Source organism: Paraburkholderia terrae, from assembly GCF_002902925.1.
GTDB classification, from domain to species: Bacteria; Pseudomonadota; Gammaproteobacteria; order Burkholderiales; family Burkholderiaceae; genus Paraburkholderia; species Paraburkholderia terrae.
Genome location: NZ_CP026112.1, coordinates 2824977 through 2845565, shown reverse-complemented (window position 1 = coordinate 2845565; position 20589 = coordinate 2824977). Strand labels below are relative to the sequence as shown.

15 protein-coding genes are annotated in these 20589 nt (G+C 62.8%); 12 read left to right on the top strand and 3 right to left on the bottom strand.

The window, feature by feature from the left end:
- Window positions 1-38: 38 nt before the first annotated feature.
- The 10 genes from C2L65_RS29030 to C2L65_RS28985 all read left to right on the top strand — a co-directional run bounded on the left by C2L65_RS29030 (window position 39) and on the right by C2L65_RS28985 (window position 13097).
- Window positions 39-332 (top strand): H-NS histone family protein, encoded by a 294-nt coding sequence (locus tag C2L65_RS29030; RefSeq protein ID WP_042314676.1) that lies wholly within the window; start codon window positions 39-41, stop codon window positions 330-332.
- Between the two features lie 570 nt (window positions 333-902).
- Window positions 903-1424, top strand: coding sequence for a formaldehyde-activating enzyme (gene fae / locus C2L65_RS29025; protein ID WP_007747950.1), 522 nt, complete (start codon window positions 903-905; stop codon window positions 1422-1424).
- Between the two features lie 38 nt (window positions 1425-1462).
- Window positions 1463-2509: an aldo/keto reductase gene (locus tag C2L65_RS29020; RefSeq protein WP_042314677.1), complete on the top strand. Its 1047-nt coding sequence runs from the start codon at window positions 1463-1465 to the stop codon at window positions 2507-2509.
- Window positions 2506-3945 carry an NAD-dependent succinate-semialdehyde dehydrogenase gene (locus C2L65_RS29015; protein WP_042314678.1) on the top strand — a complete coding sequence of 480 codons (1440 nt, stop codon included), beginning with the start codon at window positions 2506-2508 and terminating at the stop codon, window positions 3943-3945. Before C2L65_RS29020 ends, C2L65_RS29015 begins: the two co-directional genes overlap by 4 nt.
- Window positions 3946-4035: 90 nt before the next feature.
- Window positions 4036-5448, top strand: a complete 1413-nt coding sequence (locus C2L65_RS29010; RefSeq protein WP_042314679.1) for an MFS transporter — start codon at window positions 4036-4038, stop codon at window positions 5446-5448.
- A 439-nt stretch (window positions 5449-5887) separates the two neighbouring features.
- Entirely contained in the window at window positions 5888-6457 is a 570-nt protein-coding gene (locus tag C2L65_RS29005; RefSeq protein ID WP_042314680.1) for a fimbrial protein, read from the top strand.
- An 84-nt stretch (window positions 6458-6541) separates the two neighbouring features.
- Window positions 6542-7282, top strand: coding sequence for a fimbria/pilus periplasmic chaperone (locus tag C2L65_RS29000; RefSeq protein ID WP_042314681.1), 741 nt, complete (start codon window positions 6542-6544; stop codon window positions 7280-7282).
- A gap of 220 nt (window positions 7283-7502) precedes the next feature.
- A complete protein-coding gene (locus C2L65_RS28995) occupies window positions 7503-10121 on the top strand; it encodes a fimbria/pilus outer membrane usher protein (protein WP_052427009.1) in 2619 nt (872 codons plus the stop codon).
- Between the two features lie 110 nt (window positions 10122-10231).
- On the top strand, window positions 10232-11293 hold the full coding sequence (locus C2L65_RS28990) for a fimbrial protein (RefSeq protein WP_052427010.1): 1062 nt from the start codon (window positions 10232-10234) through the stop codon (window positions 11291-11293).
- A gap of 202 nt (window positions 11294-11495) precedes the next feature.
- Window positions 11496-13097: a peptide chain release factor 3 gene (locus C2L65_RS28985; protein WP_042314683.1), complete on the top strand. Its 1602-nt coding sequence runs from the start codon at window positions 11496-11498 to the stop codon at window positions 13095-13097.
- Window positions 13098-13182: 85 nt separating this feature from the next.
- On the opposite strand, the gene C2L65_RS28980 is transcribed toward C2L65_RS28985, so the two are convergent.
- On the bottom strand, window positions 13183-14052 hold the full coding sequence (locus C2L65_RS28980; RefSeq protein ID WP_042314684.1) for a LysR family transcriptional regulator: 870 nt from the start codon (window positions 14050-14052) through the stop codon (window positions 13183-13185).
- A gap of 340 nt (window positions 14053-14392) precedes the next feature.
- Between C2L65_RS28980 and C2L65_RS28975 the strand changes: the two genes are divergently transcribed.
- Window positions 14393-16813, top strand: a complete 2421-nt coding sequence (locus tag C2L65_RS28975; RefSeq protein ID WP_042314691.1) for a bifunctional acetate--CoA ligase family protein/GNAT family N-acetyltransferase — start codon at window positions 14393-14395, stop codon at window positions 16811-16813.
- A gap of 8 nt (window positions 16814-16821) precedes the next feature.
- Here the strand turns inward: C2L65_RS28975 and C2L65_RS28970 are convergent, their stop codons facing one another.
- Together C2L65_RS28970 and C2L65_RS28960 are read right to left on the bottom strand one after the other, a co-directional pair.
- Window positions 16822-17364, bottom strand: coding sequence for a hypothetical protein (locus C2L65_RS28970; protein ID WP_042314686.1), 543 nt, complete (start codon window positions 17362-17364; stop codon window positions 16822-16824).
- Window positions 17365-18412: 1048 nt separating this feature from the next.
- On the bottom strand, window positions 18413-19207 hold the full coding sequence (locus C2L65_RS28960; protein WP_042316931.1) for an IclR family transcriptional regulator: 795 nt from the start codon (window positions 19205-19207) through the stop codon (window positions 18413-18415).
- 329 nt (window positions 19208-19536) lie between these two features.
- Here C2L65_RS28960 and C2L65_RS28955 point away from each other — a divergent pair, with 329 nt between their 5' ends.
- On the top strand, window positions 19537-20586 hold the full coding sequence (locus C2L65_RS28955; protein WP_042316933.1) for a sugar ABC transporter substrate-binding protein: 1050 nt from the start codon (window positions 19537-19539) through the stop codon (window positions 20584-20586).
- Window positions 20587-20589 lie beyond the last annotated feature (3 nt).

The window sequence follows — 20589 nt, the reverse complement described above, 5'->3', positions numbered from 1 at the left end:
CTGAGTTGCCGTACAGCTTTGCAAGGAGACTTCGCCAGATGGCCACATACAGACAGCTGACCGCCCAACTCGAAAAGCTTCAGAAGGAGATGGAACAAGCACGTGAACAGGAAGTGACTCAGGCGATCGCTGACATCAAACAGAAGATCGCCGATTACGGCATCACCGCTGAGGAGCTTGGCTTCTCGAGCAAGGTGCGCGCGGCGGGGCGCAAAGCTGCGCTGCCTCCGAAATACCGCAACCCCAAGACGGGCGAAACCTGGAGCGGCCGTGGCCGTGCGCCGGGTTGGCTCGCGGGTAAGAATCGCGACAAGTTTCTGATCGACGAATGAGACTGGCGCAAGCGCGCGTCGCCGTTAGCCGATAAGTGCGCTTGCGCTTCCTTCCTGTTTTTCTCATCCCGCAGCGGTGCCGGCCTTTGACCGGTACACCGTACAGTGAGCGAAAGCGCAGCCGCTAGGCGCACCGTCGCGGGAGTCCCGAAAACTCTCACCTTTAGCTGGCGCTGCCCGTTCGAAGCGGGGTGCCGGATTCGCTATCGCTTGCCTGCGATTCGCTTGACGGTGTTGCGGCAAGTGCGTTCTTATGATTGCGGCGTTCGCCGTGAAAGCCTTATGTATAAAGGGTTTGCGGCATTCCGCGGGGAACGCCGACGCGCTTTTCGTGTGCCTTGCTGGCGCGTATCTTAAGAACGCTGCGCCATTGCTTAAAGCGTGATTCGCGGCCGATTTTCCCTCCTCCCGAAAACCCTCACCTCAGCGTTTTCGCGTCAGCGGCCACGACTCAGTGGAAACCCGGAGTTGAGTGCGCCTCATACCCCGGATCAAAAAACATCGCTTCATCGTCCTGCTTTTCGGCCAGCACAATCAGCCCATCCCACTCAACCTGATGGAACTGGACAGATGAGCACCACTGAGAAGCAACTGTATATCGGCGAAGGATTCGAAGGCCCGGGCGTGAACCTCGCGCACATCAACGTGCTGGTCGGTCCGCGCAACGGCCCCGCTGGCCAGGCATTCGCCACCGCGCTGTCGACACCTTCTGCCGGCCACGCGCCGTTCGTGGTGATCGCGCGTCCTGGCGTGCCGACCAAGCCGTTGACGCTGTATGTGAACAAGGCGCAGATCGAAGGCGACTTCCACGGCAACGCGACGTGGGGTGCATCGCAGGCAGGCATCGCGAAGGCGGTTGCTGAATCGCTGGAGAACGGCACGCTGCCGCCCGAAGCGGAGAACGACTGGGTCGTCGTGTCGGCGAACTGGGTCAACCCGAAGACCGACGATCTCGACGCCGTGTTCGAGAACAACTACCGCGCATGCAAGAACGCGATCCTCGCCGCGATGAAGGGCCTGCCGCACAAGGAAGAAGTGTTCGCCGCCGCGCGTGAAGTATCGAACCCGTTCTATACGCCGAAGCAGCGCTAAGCCAACCGACGCCTGTCAGCAATCAAGGAAGCACGCAAATGGAATACATTCGCCTCGGCCAGTCGGGCCTGAAGGTTTCGCGTCTGTGCCTCGGCACGATGAACATGGGCACGCCGCAATGGAAGCCGTGGATTTTCGATGAAGCGCAAAGCGAGCCGATCGTGCGTCACGCGCTCGAAGCCGGCGTCAACTTCATCGATCTCGCCGACTTCTACTCGACGGGCGTCGGCGAAGAAGTGGTCGGCCGCATCTTGAAGCGCCTCGCGCGCCGCGAAGAGATCGTCGTGACGACCAAGGTCGGCTATGACATGGGCACGTACCAGAACGCGGGCGGCCATTCGCGCAAGCACATCATGGACGGCATCGACGGCTCGCTGTCGCGTCTGGGCATGGATTACGTCGATATCTACATGCTGCACTACTTCGACGTGAACACGCCCGTCGAAGAAACGATGGGCGCGCTGAACGACATCGTGCGCGCAGGCAAGGCGCGCTACATCGGCGTATCGACGATGTATACGTGGCAGTTCGCGAAGATCATGCAGGTGTGCGAGCGCAACGGCTGGCACAAGCCGATCAACATGCAGCTGCAACTGAACCTCGCGTATCGCGAGGAAGAGCGCGAGATGATTCCGTATTGCCAGGATCAGGGCGTGGGCGTGTCGGTGTTCAGCCCGCTCGCACGCGGTCTTCTGACGAGCGACGCGCAATCGACGCGCAACCAGACCGACTTCTTCACCGCGCAGATGTATGGCGACACGGCGTCCCGCGAGATCGCGGCATCGGTGGCGCGCGTGGCGGCGAAGCGCGGCGTCTCCGCGGCGCAGATCGCGCAGGCTTGGGTGCTGCAACGCGAAGGCATCTCGAGCATGCTGGTCGGCGCTGATACGCCGGCGCAGTTCGACAGCGCGCTGGCCGCGCTGGGCACGAAGCTCGAAGCGGAAGAACTGCACGAGCTGGAGCGCAACTACACGCCGTGCGATCTGATCAACGACTACACGGCGGGCAAACGCATCGCGCGCGAAGCGCGTGCCGCACAAGGCGCGTTCGCCGACGTGGCAAGCAATCTGGACAAAGCAGCATGAGTGAATTTCTCCGCACAGGCCACTACATCAATGGTGAGTGGTATGAAAGCGCGAACACGTACCCCGTTCGCAATCCGGCGACGGGCGAGGTAATCGCCAATGTCGCGAAGGGCGGCGCGCAGGAAACGGCACAAGCCATCGACGCCGCCGAGCGCGCATTTCCCGCCTGGCGCGCGCTGACCGCGAAGGAACGCGGCGCACGCGTGAAGCGTTGGGGCGAACTGATGCTCGAGCATCGCGACGCACTCGCCGAACTGCTGACGCGCGAGCAAGGCAAGCCGCTCGCCGAAGCGAAGGGCGAAGTCGGCTACGCGGCGAGCTTCTTCGAATGGTTCGCCGAAGAAGCGAAGCGCAGCTACGGCGACGTGATTCCGAGCCCGAAGCCCGATTCGAAGATCATCGTCACGCGTGAACCGGTTGGCGTGGTCGCGGCGATCACGCCGTGGAACTTCCCGCTCGCGATGATCACGCGCAAGGCCGGCCCCGCGATTGCAGCCGGTTGCACGATGGTCCTGAAGCCTTCGGAAGAAACGCCGCTGTCAGCGTTCGCGCTGGCCGTGCTCGCCGAACGTGCGGGCATTCCGGCGGGCGTGTTCAACATCGTGTCGGGCGATGCCGTGGCGATCGGCGGCGTGCTGACGGAGTCGCCCGTCGTGCGCAAGCTGTCGTTCACCGGCTCGACGCGCGTCGGCAAGCTGCTCGCCAAGCAGTCGGCGGATACGCTGAAGAAGCTGTCGCTGGAACTGGGCGGCAACGCGCCGTTCATCGTGTTCGACGATGCCGACATCGACGCTGCCGTGCAGGGCGCGATGGCGTCGAAGTTCCGGAACACAGGGCAGACCTGTGTGTGCGTCAACCGCTTCTACGTTCAGGACGGCATCTACGACGCGTTCACGCAGGCACTGACGGAAGCCGTGAAGAAGATGCGTGTCGGTGATGCGCTGAAGGGCGAGGTCGAGCAAGGTCCGCTGATCAACGAGGCTGCGTTGATGAAAGTCGAGGCGCATGTCGCCGATGCGTTCCAGCACGGCGCGAAGGCGCTGACAGGCGGCAAGCGTCACGCGCTGGGCGGCACGTTCTACGAGCCGACGGTGCTCGTCGACGCGACGCAACCGATGCTGATCGCCGAAGAAGAAACCTTCGGCCCGGTGGCCGCGTGCTTCCGCTTCAAGACGGAAGACGAAGCGGTCAAGGCCGCGAACGACACGCCGTTCGGTCTGTCCGCGTACTTCTACACGCGTGATCTGGGGCGTGCATGGCGCGTCGCGGAAGCGCTGGAAAGCGGCATGGTCGGCATCAACGAAGGCATCATTTCGACGGAAGTCGCGCCGTTCGGCGGTGTCAAGCAGTCGGGCCTCGGCCGCGAAGGCTCGAAGTACGGCATGGATGAATACGTCGAACTGAAGTACATGATGATGGGCGGTCTGGGCCGCTAGTCGTCGATGCTTCGTCCGCCACGCGCGGCGGAAAAGCAAGGAAGTACGCGTCCCGGCGCGCACCACGGGACGCGATAACAAGGAGACATCTTGAGCGATCAAGACCTGCTTGCGCGGCCGTCCGGCCCCGCATCCCCGTCCCCGCGCGTTTCAGCGCCGGCCCAATCTAAACCCTCGCAACACACGAATCGCAACACCGTCTCGCTCGACGATGTGCCGCTGAATGGCTTCCACATCAAGATCGCCGGGCTGACGTTCGGCGCGCACTTCACGGAAGGATTCGCGCTCGGCACGATCGGCTATGCGCTCGCGTCGCTCAACAAGCAGATGCCGCTCGATGCGTTCTGGCAAGGCATGATCGGCAGTTCAGCGCTGATGGGGATTTTCGTCGGCAGCCTGGTGTTCGGCTGGCTGTCGGACCGCATGGGCCGTCAGCGCATTTTTCTGCTGAGCTTTTTGATCATCACGCTCGCGGCTTTCGCGCAGTTCTATGTGTCGTCGCCGGCGATGCTCTGCGCGTTGCGTGTGCTGATCGGCTTCGGCATGGGCGGCGATTTCGCCGTCGGTCACGCGATCCTCGCGGAGTTCTCGCCACGCAAGCATCGCGGCACGCTGCTCGGCTCGTTCAGCGTGATCTGGACGATCGGCTATGTGGTCGCGAACGTGCTCGGCCTGTGTTACGCGGATGCGTCGCCGGATGCGTGGCGCTGGCTGCTGGCGTCGGCGGGTGTGCCTGCGCTTGCCGTGCTGCTGATGCGAATCGGCACGCCTGAGTCGCCGCGCTGGCTGCACGGTAAAGGGCGCGTGGCGGAAGCGCAGGCCATCGTGCTGAAATACTTCGGGCCGAACGTGACGATCGACGGCGCGCATGACGACCATGCGCACGGCGCTCAAGGCGGTTTTGCGCGTCTTTTCAAACGCGACCTGATCCGCCGCACGATCTTCAACTGCGCGTTCTTCGTGTGTCTCGTGATTCCGTACTTCGCGATCTACACGTTCCTGCCGTCGATCCTCAAGGCGATTCATCTCGACAACGGCTCGGGCGCGGATTTCCTGCTCAACGGTTTTCTCGTGCTCGGCGCGCTGCTCGGCATCTGGCTGACGATCGTGCTGTCGCGCCGCGCGTTCCTGATCGGCTCGTTCGCGGTGACGTGCCTGTCGCTGCTTGCGCTGAGCGTGCTGCCGGAATCGGCGGCGCTGTGGATGATCGTTGCCTTCGCCGTGTTTACGCTGACGATGTCGGCATTCTCGAATCTCGTCGGCGTGTTTCCGCCCGAATGCTTCCCGACGGAAGTGCGCGCGTGCGGCGTCGGACTCGCGATTGCATGCAGCCGCCTGGGTTCGGCCGTCGGCACGTTCCTGCTGCCGCTCGGCATCGCGCAACTCGGTTTTCATTCGACCATGCTCGCGCTTGCCGCGGTGTTGCTGGTTGGGATGATTGTTTCGATTGCGTGGGCGCCTGAGACGAAGCATCTGACGTTGAATCAGGCGAGCGGGGCGTAGCGGCGGTCGCATCGGGAAGAGAACGCATTCTTCGGTTGAAGCCCGAAGCGCCCGTGAGGGTGCTTCGGGCTTTTTCTATTTGAGCCCGCTGATTCTCCAATTTTGAGAAATGGGAGCGACGGCCGCGATGCATCTTGTCGATCTCAAAAATGCGTACCTTCTCTCAGAAAGGTGGGTGTTCGGCTTTGGACCGTTTCGCCGACTGACTTTGCCCGGAAAGGCGAACCGCGCGTCCATCTCATTATTTTGGGAGTTGTCTTAGATATTCCTAAGCGAGCGAATTTTAAGATTGTTTCTGTGCTGAGCGACAACGCGGTCAAACGAAGCAACAGACCGGACAGCAACGATCAGCGTAAGCGGTGCGGCATCACGAGATGAAAGCGCCGCTGGTTTTACATAGCAGACTTTATTCGTTCATCAGATCTTTAGGAGCATCAACATGCAAAAGCGCATCATCCCCGCAGTCGTCATCGTCGCAATGGGCATCGTCGGTCTTCAGTCGATGAAGGCGCACGCCGCCGACGGCACGATCACCATCAACGGCGCAGTGTCGGACACGACCTGCTCGATCAACGGTGTCGCAGCCGGTTCGCCCGCCGATGTGTCGGTGACGCTGCCGACCGTCCAGGCTGGTTCGCTGTCCTCGGCTGGCGCGACGGCCGGCACGTCGAACCTCGGCGACATCCAGCTTTCGCTGAGCGGCTGCTCGGGCACGGCGACGAAGGCAGTCGCACGCTTCGAAAACGGCCCGAACGTCGATCAGAGCAGCGGCTACCTGTTGAACAAGGCATTGGCTTCGCCAGCGCAGAACGTTGAAGTGCGCCTGCTGAACGCCCAGATGCAGCCGATCAACATCCTGACCAATGCGAACAATGACGTCGCGACCAACGGCGCGGTGATCTCCGGCGGCGCGGCGATGCTGAACTACTTCGCGCAGTACTACGCGACGGGCAAGGCGCAGCCGGGTAGCGTCACCACGTCGGTCCAATACACAATGCAGTACCAGTAAGCGGCATCGAAGGGGGCGTTTGTTTCGGAAAACGCCTTCTTCAGCAACATTGTTTCGATTAACGCGTAATTAAAGGTGAAGGCGATGAAGACGATGGCTCGGTTGCTGGCTGGTGTGGGTGTGGCATGTGCGCTGTTCGCAGGCGTGGCTCAGGCGAGCGTGACGATTGGCGGCACACGGGTCGTGTATCCGCTGGATCAGCGCGAAGTGACCGTCAAGCTGAACAACGACAGCCGTGCGCCTTCGCTGGTGCAGGTCTGGATAGACGACGGCAACGTCGACACAAAACCCGCTGACAGCAAGACGCCGTTCGTCATCACGCCGCCCATCTTCCGCATGGACGCGGGCAAGTCGCAGACGCTGCGTGTCATGTACAGCGGCGACGCGCTGCCGCAGGATCGCGAGTCGGTGTATTGGCTCAACGTGCTGGACGTGCCGCCCAAAGCCGACGCGAAAGCCGATGCGAATACGCTGCAATTCGCCTATCGCACGCGGATCAAGGTCTTCGTGCGCCCGCCGAAGCTGCAGGGCACGCCGGACGAGGCGCCGCGCCAGCTCGACTGGAAGGTCGTGCCGGCGCCGGAAGGCAAGGGCCAGGCGCTCGCCGTGTCGAATCCGACTGCGTATCATGTGTCGTTCAGCGAGATCAGGGTGTCGTCCAATGGCGCCACTTACAAAAACGACCGCGGCGGCATGGTCGCGCCGCGCGGCAAGGAGATCATCGCCGTGCCGCAGATGAACGGCGTGAAGTCCGGCAAGGTTCACTACGTCGCGATCAACGACTTCGGCGGTGCGATCGAAGGCGATGCGGACATCGCTCCTTAACACGTCTCTCCTTCACTTTGAGGCGCTGGGTCCGCCGGCCGCCTTTCCCTCTCTGAAATCTCAAAAATGCAGTCGCGCGATGCCATCTGGCACGCGCTGAGCCTTTGCGCGTGCGGGTCTTGAGCATCTCAAAATTAGGAATCGTCTGAGGTACTCCTATCTCGTAAATCCATAACATCGATTCATGCCTGATCGACAGGCCAATCGAAGTTATCGGATCATGAAACCCTCACTCCAACGCAAATCGCAACGCCCGGCTAGTGCAACAGCCGGCTCGTTCATGCTGAATCCCGTCACGGCCGTCGTACTGTCCGTGTTCGCGATGGCGGGTTTCATAAACTCGGGCGCCGCGTGCGCAGCCGAAGCGGGTGGCGCGGTCGAGTTCGATACGACTTTCCTGCAGATCGACGCGCAACAGGTCGACGTCGCGCGCCTTGGCCGCGGCAACATCGTGTCGCCCGGCGCCTATACGGTCGATATCTCGATCAACGACAACCACGTCGCGCGCGAGAGCGTGCGCTTCACCGCCGCGCATGAAGGCGAGAACGCGCGCGCCTGTCTCACTCGCAAGATGCTCGAAGCATACGGCGTCGACTTCACGAAGCTGGCGAACGCATCGGATCAGGGCGCAGACGCATGCGTCGATGTGAGCGCGAGTGTGCCGGACGCAACGGTCGAATTCGACTTCAACGAGCAGAAGCTAAACATCACGATCCCGCAGAAGTACATGCGCAATCTGGCGCGCGGCTACGTCGCGCCGGAACTGTGGGAGAACGGCGTCAACGCGGGTTTTCTCAGCTACAACGCGAACGCCTACCGGACGGCGAGCGGCGGCACGCAAGCGTCACAGGAGTATCTGGGCCTGAACGCGGGCGTGAACATCGGCGCATGGCACTTCCGGCATCAGTCGTCGGTGACGGCGGGCACGGGCCAGTCGATCCAGCTCGACAACATCGCCACCTACGTTCAGCACGACGTCACGAAACTGCGCTCGCAGGTCACGCTCGGCGATGCGCAAACTACAGGCGACGTGTTCGACAGCATCGAGTTTCGCGGCGCGCAGATCGCCACCGACGATCGCATGCTGCCCGAATCGCTGCGCGGTTATGCGCCCGTCGTGCGCGGCACGGCCGATTCGAATGCGCGCGTGACGGTGCGCCAGAATGGTCAGGTTATCTATGAAACGAACGTGTCGCCGGGACCGTTCGAAATCAACGATCTCTACGCAACCGGCTATGGCGGCAACCTCGACATCACGGTGACGGAAGCCGATGGCCGCACGAAGCACTTCTCCGTGCCTTACGCAGCCGTTGCGCAGTCGCTGCGCCCTGGGACGACGCGCTTCGCCTTCACGGCAGGTCAACTGCGCGACGAATCGTTGCAGACGAAACCCGGCTTCACACAGTTCACGGTGCAGCGCGGGCTGACGAATCTCGTCACGCTTTACGGCGGCGCCGTCGCATCGAACGGCTATGTTGCGGCGAATCTCGGCGCGGCGTTCAATACGAAGTACGGCGCGCTCGCAAGCGACCTCACGACGGCGCGTACGCAACTGCCTGGCGTCGGTGCGCAGCAAGGTCAGAGCCTGCACATCGGCTACAGCAAGTTCATCGATGCAACGAATACGAACATCGCGCTTGGCGCGTACCGGTATTCGGACAGCGGCTATCTCGGCCTCGCCGACGCCGCCCGGTTGCGCGACGCCGCGCTGCACGGCAGCGACGTCAACGCAGCCGACCGCGAACGCGGCCGTCTGCAACTGACGGTCAACCAGACGCTGAAGGATCGCGGCGCGGTGTTCGCCAACGTTTCGTCGCAGCACTACTGGAACCGGCCGGGACGCGACATGTTTTATCAGTTGGGCTACTCGAACGGCTTCAAGTACGGGACCTATAGTGTTACGGCAGGCCGTACGCGCAGCGCGGACGGCACGCTGTCGAACGAAGTGATGCTGAGCACGTCGATTCCGCTCGGTCATACGCAACACTCGCCGATGCTGTCGACCAACCTCAACGCGGGCAAGGGCGCATCGAGCATGCAAACCAGCCTGGGCGGTGCCGCGGGCGAGCGCAATCAGTATTCTTATAACGTGTACGACACGGTCGGGCAGGCTTCGTCGGGCGGCGTCAACGCGAGTGCCGGCGCGAGCGGCACGTGGCGCGCGCCGGTCGCGCAGGTGACGGCGTCAGCCAGCGGCGGCGCGCATTCGGCGCAGGTCTCGGCGGGTGTGAGCGGCTCGGTCGTCGCGCATCCGGGCGGCGTGACGTTCTCGCAGACGGTCGGCGATACGTTCGGCATCGTCGAGGCAAAGGGCGCGGAAGGCGCAACGGTGTCGAGCGCGTCGGGCGTGAAGGTGGATTCGCACGGCTACGCGGTCGTGCCGTTCCTCACGGCGTACGGGATGAACACGGTGGATATCGACCCGAAGGGTTCGTCGAGCGATGTCGAGTTCGTCTCGACGTCGGAGCGTGTCGCGCCGCGGCTGGGCTCCGTCGCGATGCTGAAGTTCAAGACGGTGACGGGGCGCGCGGCGTTGATCCGTGCGCCGCAGATGGGCGGCGCACCGTTGCCGTTCGGTGCGGATGTGCTGGATGCGAACGGTAATCACGTTGGCGTGGTCGCTCAGGACAGCCGGATCTTTGCGCGAGGTATCGATGACAAGGGCACGCTTGTCGTGAAGCTTGGTGAAAGCGAAGGCGACATCTGCCGGATTCAGTACGCGTTGCCAATGAAGGGTGATAAGGCGGATGCTTATACGTCGGTGGAAGGGCATTGCGCCACCGGTTCCGCCATCACGCCAGTGGCAGTTGTGCCGGCGGCAGGCGCAAGCGCGGGTTAAGAGAAAAGGAGCCGGGCGATGTCGACCATGCAGAATCTTGCAGCGTGACGGCGCCGACGGTGCTGTAAAGAACAAGCGCGACAAGGCGGATTGATGAAGGGGATAACACAATGAAACCGAACACGATTCTTGTAGTGTTGAAACTGCGGCTGCACAGCGTCCTGATGCTGGGCGCGTTCATCGCCTTGTTCGCAGCCGGCTCTCAGGCATATGCCGGGACGATCTCATGCAACGTGACGGGACAGACCAGCAATCCTCCCGCCGTGGGTGCCGCCAGCTTCGGCCGCGATGCGCCCATCGGAAGCACGACGCCGGCTTATTCGAACACCTTGAGCTTCCACTGTCCGGGTGACCCTTGTTGTGATCGCGACATATATTTGTACTTCAATGCAGCGCCGACGGCGCTCGTCGCCGGTTACAGCGATGTCTATCCGACCAACCTTTCGGGCATCGGTGTGCGATTCACCGTATCGAACGGACCTTCGACGACATGCAACAGCTTGCCGTTGACGGTGCCCAATGGGTATCGGCAGGTGACATGTCATCAGATCTGGGCGAGTGCAACGCCCGGTTACGACTTCAACGTCACGATTTCCGCGCAATTCGTCAAGACGGGCGCCGTTGCGCCGGGTACGCTCACCACCATACCTGCGTTGTCGATCACGAATGCCATAAACAACCAGAGCGGAACGTTTCCTTGGGGCAATGCGTTCACGGGGACGGCCAGCGGGAACTTCTCCAGCATTGCCTGTTCGGTAACCCAGTCGGCCGTCCAGGTGACGATGCCGCAGGCAAACACAAAGGATCTCGCTTCGGTTGGCGCAACGACGGGAAGCACGCCGTTCAGTCTGTCGCTGAACTGCGATCCCGGTGTGCGGGTCGCAGTGACATTATCTGACTTGACGACACCGTCGAACCGAAGCAACACGCTTTCGTTGACTGCTGATTCGACCGCAAAAGGCATTGCGTATCAGCTCTCATATGCAGGCACGCCAATACTGTACGGGCCGGATTCTTCCGCTGCCGGAAACGTGAATCAGATTTCGGTGTCGTCGTCGCCGACCACGGGCGGCGTTTATTCTGTGCCGCTGAAAGCGAGCTATATCCGCACAGGCGCAATGAATCCGGGGTCCGCCAACGCGAAGGCCACGTTTACGATGTCCTATCAATAGTCGTTGTCTTATCCGGCCAGACGCGGCGGACTTCGCTGGTCGCGCGGGAAGCATCGGCTCGCGCCAGCTATACTTATGGGTTACCCCGGCACGTGTATCATCGCGGCTTTGCCGGTTCTCGCGGGCCTGTCCGGCATGTCGCCGCGCCCGGTTGCCGTATCGCCGCCTGCCAGAAGGGCGTGCGCCATGACCCTAATTGCCAATGTCAGTCTCCGAACTCAAACGCCGCCGCACGTTCGCGGTCATTTCCCACCCGGACGCGGGTAAAACCACGCTCACGGAAAAGCTGCTGCTGTTCTCGGGCGCGATCCAGATCGCGGGCACCGTGAAGGGCCGCAAGAGCAACCGCTACGCGACGTCCGACTGGATGGAGATCGAAAAGCAGCGCGGCATTTCCGTCGCGAGCTCGGTGATGCAGTTCGAGTACGGCGACTGCGTGATCAACCTGCTCGACACGCCGGGCCACGAGGACTTCTCGGAAGACACGTACCGCGTGCTGACGGCCGTCGATGCCGCCGTGATGGTGATCGACGGCGCGAACGGCGTCGAAGCGCAGACGCTCAAGCTGCTCGAAGTGTGCCGCAGCCGCAAGACGCCGATCGTCACGTTCATCAACAAGCTCGACCGCGAAGTGCGCGAGCCGCTCGATCTGCTCGACGAAATCGAACAGCATCTGGGTGTGTCGGCCGTGCCGTTCACCTGGCCGATCGGCATGGGCAAGGAGTTCCAGGGCGTCTACGATATCCAGAACGATCAGGTGCGCGTGTTCCGCGCGGGTCAGGACACGCTCGGCGGCGAAGTTGAAACGCTGCGCGCGCCGGGCGACGAGGAAGGCGAGCGCCGCTTCGGCCACGCATGGGTGCGCGCGAAAGAAGAGATCGACCTGATCACGGGCGCAACGCCCTCGTTCGATCGCGACGAGTTCCTCGCGGGCCAGCAGTCGCCCGTGCTGTTCGGCTCGGCGATCAACAACTTCGGCGTGAAGGAAATTCTCGATGCGCTCGTCGATCTCGCACCGCCGCCGTCCGCGCGCCTGACCGTGCAGCGTCCGGTGCTGCCGGAAGAGCCGAAATTCACGGGCGTCGTGTTCAAGGTGCAGGCGAACATGGACCTCGCGCACCGCGACCGCGTCGCGTTCATTCGCGTGTGTTCGGGGCGCTTCGAGCGCGGCATGGCGCTGAAGGTTACCCGCAACAACAAGACGTTCCGCGCGAACAATGTTGTGACGTTCCTGTCGCAGCGCCGCGAGACGGTCAGCGAAGCGTACGCGGGCGACATCATCGGTATTCCGAATCACGGCACGCTGAGTCTCGGCGACACGCTGACGGAAGGCGAAATGCTGCAATTCGTCGGTTTGCCGTTCTTTGCGCCGGAAATTTTCCAGACGGTCGAAGTGGTCGATCCGATGCGCTCCAAGCAGCTCGGCGAAGCGCTGAAGCAGCTCGGCGAAGAAGGCGCGATCCAGGTGTTCAAGCCGGTCATGGGCGGGTTGACGATTCTGGGCGCGGTTGGCCAACTGCAGTTCGAAGTGGTGTCGCACCGTCTGTCAACGGAATACAAGGTCGATGTGCGGATGGCGCCGGCGCGATACCGGATGTCGCGCTGGGTGACTTGCGACGATGCCGCCGAGTTGCGCCGCTTCTGCGATTCATACGCGCAGCGTATCGCCTACGATGCCGCCGATGCGCCGACGTATCTCGCATCGCACATCTCCGAGATCGAAGTCGCGCAAAAGGCGTGGCCGAAGATCGTGTTCAACGAACTGCGCGAGCATTCGGGTGCGCCGTTCAGGAAGGCGATGTAACAAACCGCGCTTCCTTGCCATAAAAAAAGGCCGTGTTCCAACGAACACGGCCTTTCGCTTTGAGGCGATCCGCGAATCGCGAGCCTTACGACATCCCCAGCACTTGCTCCCGCATCCAGCTCGCAAACGCCTGCACGTGTTCGAGCGTTGCATGCCGCTCGGCGATATCGAGCCAGTAGCCATAAGGCCCGCTCACCTCGATATCCGACATCGGCGCGAGGCTGCCTTCGCCCAGTTCCTCGATGATCATGTTGCGATCGACGATCGCGAGGCCCACGCCTTTGCGCGCCGCGTGGATCGCCTGTTCGAGCGTCGAAAACTCGATGCCGTTGTCGGCATAATGCGCTGGCAGTCCGGCCTTGTTTAGCCAGTCCGGCCACAGGTTCAGGCGCGCGTCGTTGTGCAGCACGTGCAGCGCGGGCAGCGTTTCCAGCAGTTTGTCCAGCGGCTCGCCGCCAAGGCGAGGCGCGCCGACCAGCGTATGCCGCTCGATCATCAGCAGCTCGGAATGGGCACCGGGCAGCGCGTCGCGGCCGAAGCGGATGTTGCAGTGGCAGTCGTCAGACGGTTCCGTGCGCACGGACAACTCGACGTCCGGCAATTCGACAGCGAGCGAGCCGAGTCGCGGCGAAAACCATTGCGTGGCGAACGTGGGCGGCACCGACAGCACAAGGCGCCGGCGGCCTTTCGCCGTCGTGACCTGGCGCGTGCCGCGTTCGAGCGTGTCGAACGCTTCGGACACGCACGGCAGCAACTGCTGTCCCGCCTTCGTCAGGCGGATGCCCTTGTGGTCGCGCTCGAAGAGCTTCGCGCCAAGCGATTCTTCGAGAATCTTGATCTGCCGGCTGACGGCGCCTTGTGTGACGCACAACGCGACGGCAGCGCGATTGAAACTCAAGTGCCGTGCCGTCTCTTCGAAAAAGCGCAACGCGATCAGCGAGGGCAGACGCCGCATAACTCTTCCTTCAGTCTCATCGTTCTTCTCTGTTACACCCGCATGCGCTTTCTTGACCGATGCGCGGAACAGCGGCGCGCCGGAAGCGGCGCCGCAGCCGGAAAGCCGCGCCGCGAGCCGTGGAGGCGATTCTACATGGTGCGCAGGGTGGGAGTGGGCGGACGCATGGCGCGCCTGCGCGACGGTCGAGTCCGCCAGCGCTCCGTTTGGCCTGTAGCGCGCGCTAACGTCAGACGAACCCGGCCGCCTTCGACGAACCCGTCCCACAGCGCCCCGCGCATCGCCTATCCTGATGAAATCGCGCGCCTCGACCGCGCACCCACTCATTCGCGGAGCGCCCGTGACCGTACGCAATCTCGACGCGTTGTTTCGCCCGAAATCCATTGCCGTGATCGGCGCCTCGAAGCGCGAGGGCAGCACGGGCGCAATGGTCTGGAAGCGGTTGATCGAAGGCGGATTCGACGGCCCCGTCTGGGCCGTCAATCCGAAGTACGACATGCTCGACGGCCACGCCTGCGTCGGCAACGCGGGCGATCTGCCCGACGCGCCGACCGTTGCGATCATCTGCACGCCGCCTTCGACGTGGCCCGCCATTGTCCACACGCTCGGCGGGCGCGGCACGCGCGCGGCGATCATCGTCGGCGAGGCGCGCTGCGATGACGACCGCGCCGACGTGCGCCACACGCTCGCCGCCGCGCGGCCGCATCTGCTGCGTATCGTCGGGCCGGGCAGTCTCGGCGTCATCACGCCCGCGCTCAAGGCGCATCTCGGCGCGCCTTCCGTGACCGTGCGCTCGGGCGGCGTCGCGTGGGTGTCGCAGTCGAACGCGTTGACCAACGCGGTACTCGGCTGGGCGCATGCGCGCGGCCTGGGCTTTTCGCACGCGATGGCGCTCGGCGACGAAGCCGACGTCGATGCCGGCGACGTGCTCGACTATCTCGCGAGCGATCCCGGCACGCGCGCGATCCTGCTCGAAGTGGATTCTGTGAAGGCGGCGCGCAAGTTCATGTCGGCGGCGCGGGCGGCGTCGCGCAACAAGCCGGTGCTGGCGTTGCGCTCGGGCCGCAGCGATCCCAACGACGCGCTCTACACGGCCGCGTTCCGCCGCGCGGGCGTGGTGCGCGTCGATGCGCTCGACGATCTGCTCGATGAAATCGAAACGCTGGGCGTGGGCCGCGTCGCGGCGGGCGCGACGGCGACGCTGATCACGAGCGACCGCGGCGTCGCGACGCTCGCCACCGACGCGTTCAAGGCCGCCGGCGACACGCTAGCGCCGTGCCCGTCAGGCGCCGTCGATGCGCTTGCACAAGCATTGCCGCGCGCCGTGCCGGGCAATCCGCTGCTGCTTGGCAGCGATGCACGCGCCGAGCATTTCGGCACGGCGCTGAAGGTGCTCGCCGATCAGCGTTCGACGGGGACGGCATTCGTCGTACACGCGTCGACGCACGGCGCGCCCGTCGAGGAAGTCGCGCAGGCGTTGATCGCGAATCAGCGCTACGCGTATCGCGGGCTGCTGGCGTGCTTTTTCGGCGGCGTGAAGCGCGAGACGCGCGATGCGTTGCACGAGCACGGCATCCCTGTGCATACCACGCCGCAGCGGCTTGCGCGCGCGTTCGAGCGTCTCGTCGAGTATCGGCTCGTGCGCGAACTGTTGATGCAGACACCCGAAGGTCAACCCGCGCGCGTGCCCGAAGCGATCGACGCCGCGCAGGCGCAGGCATGCGCGGCGCTCTCGTCGGGCGTGACGTTACTTGAAGGGGATGACGCGGCGCGGCTGCTCGCGCACTTCGGCGTGCGCACGGTGCCCGACGAAGCGCGTGACGGTGCCGTCGTCGATATCGCGGTCGAGCTGCGCGACGACGCCAACTTCGGCCCAGTGTTCCGTTTCACCGCGCCGCCCGAGCACGACGAAGCGCGGCCGATGTGTGTGTTCGGCCTGCCGCCGCTGAACCCCGTGCTATCGGGTGACATCCTGTCGAACTCGGCTTATTCGCGCGAGGTCTCGCCCGAGCCCGTTCTGACTACGCTGACGTCGATTTCGCAGGCGGTATCGGAGATCCGCGAGATCGTTTCGCTGAAGCTTGCGCTGCGCGTGATGAGAAACGGCGCGGCGGTCGTTGCGCCGCGTCTGTGGCTGTCGGCGAACCGCACGCGCTTCGCGATCATGCCGTATCCGCGGCGCTACGAAGAGACGCTCGACTGGCGCGGCCAGCGCATCACGGTGCGGCCCATTCGCCCGGAAGACGAAGCGGCGCATCGGGATTTCGTCGAATCGATGACGCCCGATGATCTGCGCTTGCGCTTTTTCGGCGCGGTCGGCAGCTTCGATCATTCGCAGCTCGCGCGCATGACGCAGATCGACTATGACCGCGAGATGGCGTTGATCGCGACGACACAGAACGACGACGGTTCGACGCACACGCTTGGCGTCGTGCGCGCCGTCGCGGACCCGGACAACGAAACGGCCGAGTTCGCGATGGCCGTGCGTTCGGATCAGAAGGGCAAGGGGCTGGGGCGTCTGTTGATGGAGCGGATCATCGCGTATTCGCGCTCGCGTGGCACGCACTGGATCATCGGCGAGGCGTTGCGCGAGAACTCGGCGATGATCGGGCTGGCGACGGCTGTCGGCTTCACGACGACGCGTACGGAGGACCCGGGCGTGGTCGGCTTCAGGATGGCACTCGATCAGCCGGATGAACGGGGCGCCGTGGGGTTCGGCGCGTCGCCTGCGTGTTCTGCCTCTACTACTGCGCGTAGCTGAGCGTGTGTTTAAGCCGCGAGCTTCATCGCTGCCGCGTCTACCTGTTCGCGTGACACGGAGAGTTCTTCGAGCCACTCGGGGGCGTACGTCGCGCCCGTTTCGCGTTCGAGGCGCGCGATCGTTGCTGCACAGCGCACTGCGTCCTTCGGTGTCGCGATGAACGGTTTCACCGATTGTCCTGCCGTGAAGGCTTCGAACAGCGGTACGCGGACTTCGTCGGGCAGCGCGCGCGTCCATTGATATGGCTTGCCGTTGAACGTGACTGTCGGCGGCAGCATGCGTTCTTTCTTTGCGGCCGGAATCAGGCCGAAGTTGCGGGCGGCGTCGCCGATCTGATCGGCCGAGAAGAGTTCGTCGGGCGAGATGTCGAATTGAGTGATGAAGGTTTCGATCTGCTTCATTGCCGCGGACCGGTCGTCGCGTTTTTGCTGTGCGCGGGAGACGATTTCACGGAGCTCGTCGGCTTCTTCGCCGGAGATGGTGAAGCTTGCCTGCTTCTGCTGGAGTTCGGAAAAACGCTGGAATTCGAGGTCGGACAGAAGTTTGGCCATAAAGGTTTGGGTTGCGCGTGGGCGCAAGGGGACTTTGGAGGTTTGGGAAGGGGCGACATTCTATCGCATTGGGGTTGGGGGAATGCCGTTTGGGGTTTGGGGCTTTGCGTTTGCGTTTTGTCTTCGTGGCGGGGCCGGTTTGGTTTGCCGGGCTTTTCGCTGGCATCCGCGAGTTGCCTTCGTGTTTCACGCGTCGCCGGTCGGTGTTTTGGCCTTTGCGCTGGCATCCGCGTTTTGCTTTCTTGCTTCAAGCGTCGCCCCTGTGCGGGGCGGCACCTACTTTTCTTTGCCGCCGCAAAGAAAAGTAGGCAAAAGAAAGCGGCTAACACCGCCAGCCCGTGTTCTTATCCACGGGCCCCCAACGTCCCCACGTTTCACACGGCAGCATTTCTGTTCGCGTGCGTTGCCAACGCTCCGAACGAGCGCCTCACCCACTTCAAATACCCACACCAAGGCTAGCGGCAGCGAATGGTATGTGCCGCCCAGGTGGCAAACTGTGTGTAGGTTGTCGCGTCGTCCAGGGTAGCGCTCTTACAGGGTGGAACGCATGCGCTATCGGTTCGAAGTGAGGCGTGCGAAGCACTACGGCCTACACACAGTTTGCCACCTGGGCGGCCGTGGACTATCTGGCACGGCATGGTGCAGCGCGGGCGGGCGAAGCGGGTGAGGCGCACCGCAAGAGCGCTGGCAACGAACGTGGGTCACGTGGTCGCCGTGTGAAGCGTAAGACCCTTTGGGGGCCCTCAGGCAAACGCAAGAATTAGCGGTGTTAGCCGCTTTCTTTTGCCTACTTTTCTTTGCGGCGGCAAAGAAAAGTAGGTGCCGCCCCGCACAGGGGCGACGCTTGAAGCACGCTAACGAATCGCGGATGCCAGCGCAAACACAAGCAAACCAAACCGGCTGCGCCACGAAGGCATAACGCGGATGCCAGCGCAAACACAAGCAAACCAAACCGGCTGCGCCACTAAGGCAAATCACGGATGCCAGCGCAAAGGCCAGAACAACCAAACCGCCCGCGCTGCGCAAGCGCAAGAACCGAAACCCCGACCTACGACCTCACCTCAGGCTCAGCAAACATCGACAATCCCTGCACAATCTCCCGCAACATCTGCGTAACCTGATCCAGCGAAGGCGCCACATACTCATCAATCCGCTTAAGGAAAGGACAAGTCATCGCAGCAATCGCCTGCCCTGACGCCGTCAGCACAGGAAAAGTCAAATCGGTGACACCAAAAATCTGCTGACTGTCCTTCTGCGAAAACCCAGCCGCGCGAATGGTCTCGCACGCACTTTCGAGCGCGCCATGATCGATCGTCACTTCGCCTTTGACCTTGGTGTGCTCCGTGAGCATATGCTCCCGCTGCTCAGGCGTCTGGAAAGCGAGCATCGTGCGCCCCGAACTCGTATCGATCAAACCCACCCGCGACCCGAGCCGCACGGAAATGCCCCAAGTGCCCGGCCCATCCACCTGTGCGATCACAAGCAGATTGCCACGGTCATAGACAGCAAGATGACACGACTGCTCAGCATCGGCAGCAAAGCGCTGCATCAACGGTAACGCCTCGGAAATCAGCCGGTTCATCGGCGGATGCCGATGCGCAAGCGCATACAACTTCAGGCTCAGCGAATACCGGTCGCCCCCCGCCGACCGCACCACGTATTGACGCGCCACCAGCCGTTCCAGCATCCGGTACATCTCGCTCGCGTTGCGCCCCAGCAGCTTCGTGATCTCGGCACGCGTCAAGCCGCTCTTCTGCTCGGCAAGCAGTTCGAGTATGTCCAGACCCTTGTCCAGCGCAGGCGCGCGATATCGGTCGGCGTCGTCCTTGTCTTCTACATCCATCGTCGGCAGTCGGTTCGTGTTTGACGTTCGCATTTGATTATCGGCTGTCAGAGGACTGTCACACAGGGCGCACGGCTCCAGGGAAAACACCCACGCCTGTCACGTTGACTTGTCAATGTTCGTATATGAATAATACGTTCATTGGTGAATGCATGCACCAATGCCCATAAGAAAGTGAAAGGTCGATGCACCCGGTTCGCCGGTTCCTCTTCCCACAACGCAGATGGATGCGGATCAGCGCTCAAGCGCAACTCCGATCCATCGCACTAACGTGCATGGGATGGGAGTAAGCGCTGAAGCGCTAACTCCCATCGACACAGGAGACAAGCATGGGTTTCGCCAAGGAGCCGCGCGCGGCTCGCCGTATCGTTCAGAACGCGCTGACGGCCGCCGTGGCCGCGACGTGCATCGCTGGCATCACGCTCAGCACGGCCGCGCAGGCGGCTGACACAGGCAAGGTCGGTCTCGGCCTGCCGCTTCTCACGTCGCCGTTCTGGCAGTCGTACAACAACTATCTGCCGAAGTACGCGAAGGAAATGGGCATCGACATCCTCGCGCCCGTCAATTCGAACAACGACCCCGCGCAGCAGATCACCGACATGAACAACATGGTGAATCTGGGTGCGAAGGGCATCGTCGTCGGGCCGATCGATTCGGCGGCGATCAGCCGCGCGCTCGACTCGGCATCGGCGAAGAACGTGGCCGTGGTCGCCGTCGACGTCGCGCCGACGCAAGGCAAGGTCGCGATGGTCGTGCGCGCCGACAACCGCGCATATGGCACGAACGCGTGCAAGTACATCGGCGAGCACGTGAAGTCGGGCAAGGTCGTGCAGATCATGGGCGATCTGGCGTCTGTCAACGGACGCGACCGCTCGGAAGCATTCCGCGCGTGCCTGAAGAACTATCCGGCGCTGTCGCTGCTGGAGATTCCGGCAGGCTGGAAGGGCGATGTCGCGGCAAGCTCGCTGGATAGCCTGTTGACCGCGAATCCCGATGTGAAGGCGATCTACATGCAGGCGGGCGGTGTCTATCTGTCGCCGACGCTGCAGACGCTGCGCCGCAAGCAGATGCTGTTCCCCGCAGGCGACGCGAAGCATGTCGTGATCGTCAGCAACGACGGCATTCCGCAAGAGTTCGACGCGATCCGCAAGGGCGAAATCGACGCGACCATTTCGCAGCCCGCCGACCTGTACGCGAAGTACGGCCTGTACTACATGAAGGCCGCGCTCGCCGGGCAGACGTTCAAGCCGGGTCCGACCGATCACGGCAGCAACATCGTGCAGTTGCAACCTGGTGTTCTCGAAGACCAGTTGCCGGCGCCGCTCGTGACGAAGGCGAATGTCGACGACAAGAACCTTTGGGGCAACACGCTCAAATGAGCG

Coding starts and splice junctions, on each gene's coding strand:
- C2L65_RS29030 (WP_042314676.1), top strand. CDS start 39: ATGGCCACATACAGACAGCTGACCGCCCAACTCGAAAAGCTTCAGAAG.
- fae (WP_007747950.1), top strand. CDS start 903: ATGAGCACCACTGAGAAGCAACTGTATATCGGCGAAGGATTCGAAGGC.
- C2L65_RS29020 (WP_042314677.1), top strand. CDS start 1,463: ATGGAATACATTCGCCTCGGCCAGTCGGGCCTGAAGGTTTCGCGTCTG.
- C2L65_RS29015 (WP_042314678.1), top strand. CDS start 2,506: ATGAGTGAATTTCTCCGCACAGGCCACTACATCAATGGTGAGTGGTAT.
- C2L65_RS29005 (WP_042314680.1), top strand. CDS start 5,888: ATGCAAAAGCGCATCATCCCCGCAGTCGTCATCGTCGCAATGGGCATC.
- C2L65_RS29000 (WP_042314681.1), top strand. CDS start 6,542: ATGAAGACGATGGCTCGGTTGCTGGCTGGTGTGGGTGTGGCATGTGCG.
- C2L65_RS28995 (WP_052427009.1), top strand. CDS start 7,503: ATGAAACCCTCACTCCAACGCAAATCGCAACGCCCGGCTAGTGCAACA.
- C2L65_RS28990 (WP_052427010.1), top strand. CDS start 10,232: ATGAAACCGAACACGATTCTTGTAGTGTTGAAACTGCGGCTGCACAGC.
- C2L65_RS28985 (WP_042314683.1), top strand. CDS start 11,496: ATGTCAGTCTCCGAACTCAAACGCCGCCGCACGTTCGCGGTCATTTCC.
- C2L65_RS28980 (WP_042314684.1), bottom strand. CDS start 14,052: ATGCGGCGTCTGCCCTCGCTGATCGCGTTGCGCTTTTTCGAAGAGACG.
- C2L65_RS28970 (WP_042314686.1), bottom strand. CDS start 17,364: ATGGCCAAACTTCTGTCCGACCTCGAATTCCAGCGTTTTTCCGAACTC.
- C2L65_RS28960 (WP_042316931.1), bottom strand. CDS start 19,207: ATGGATGTAGAAGACAAGGACGACGCCGACCGATATCGCGCGCCTGCG.
- C2L65_RS28955 (WP_042316933.1), top strand. CDS start 19,537: ATGGGTTTCGCCAAGGAGCCGCGCGCGGCTCGCCGTATCGTTCAGAAC.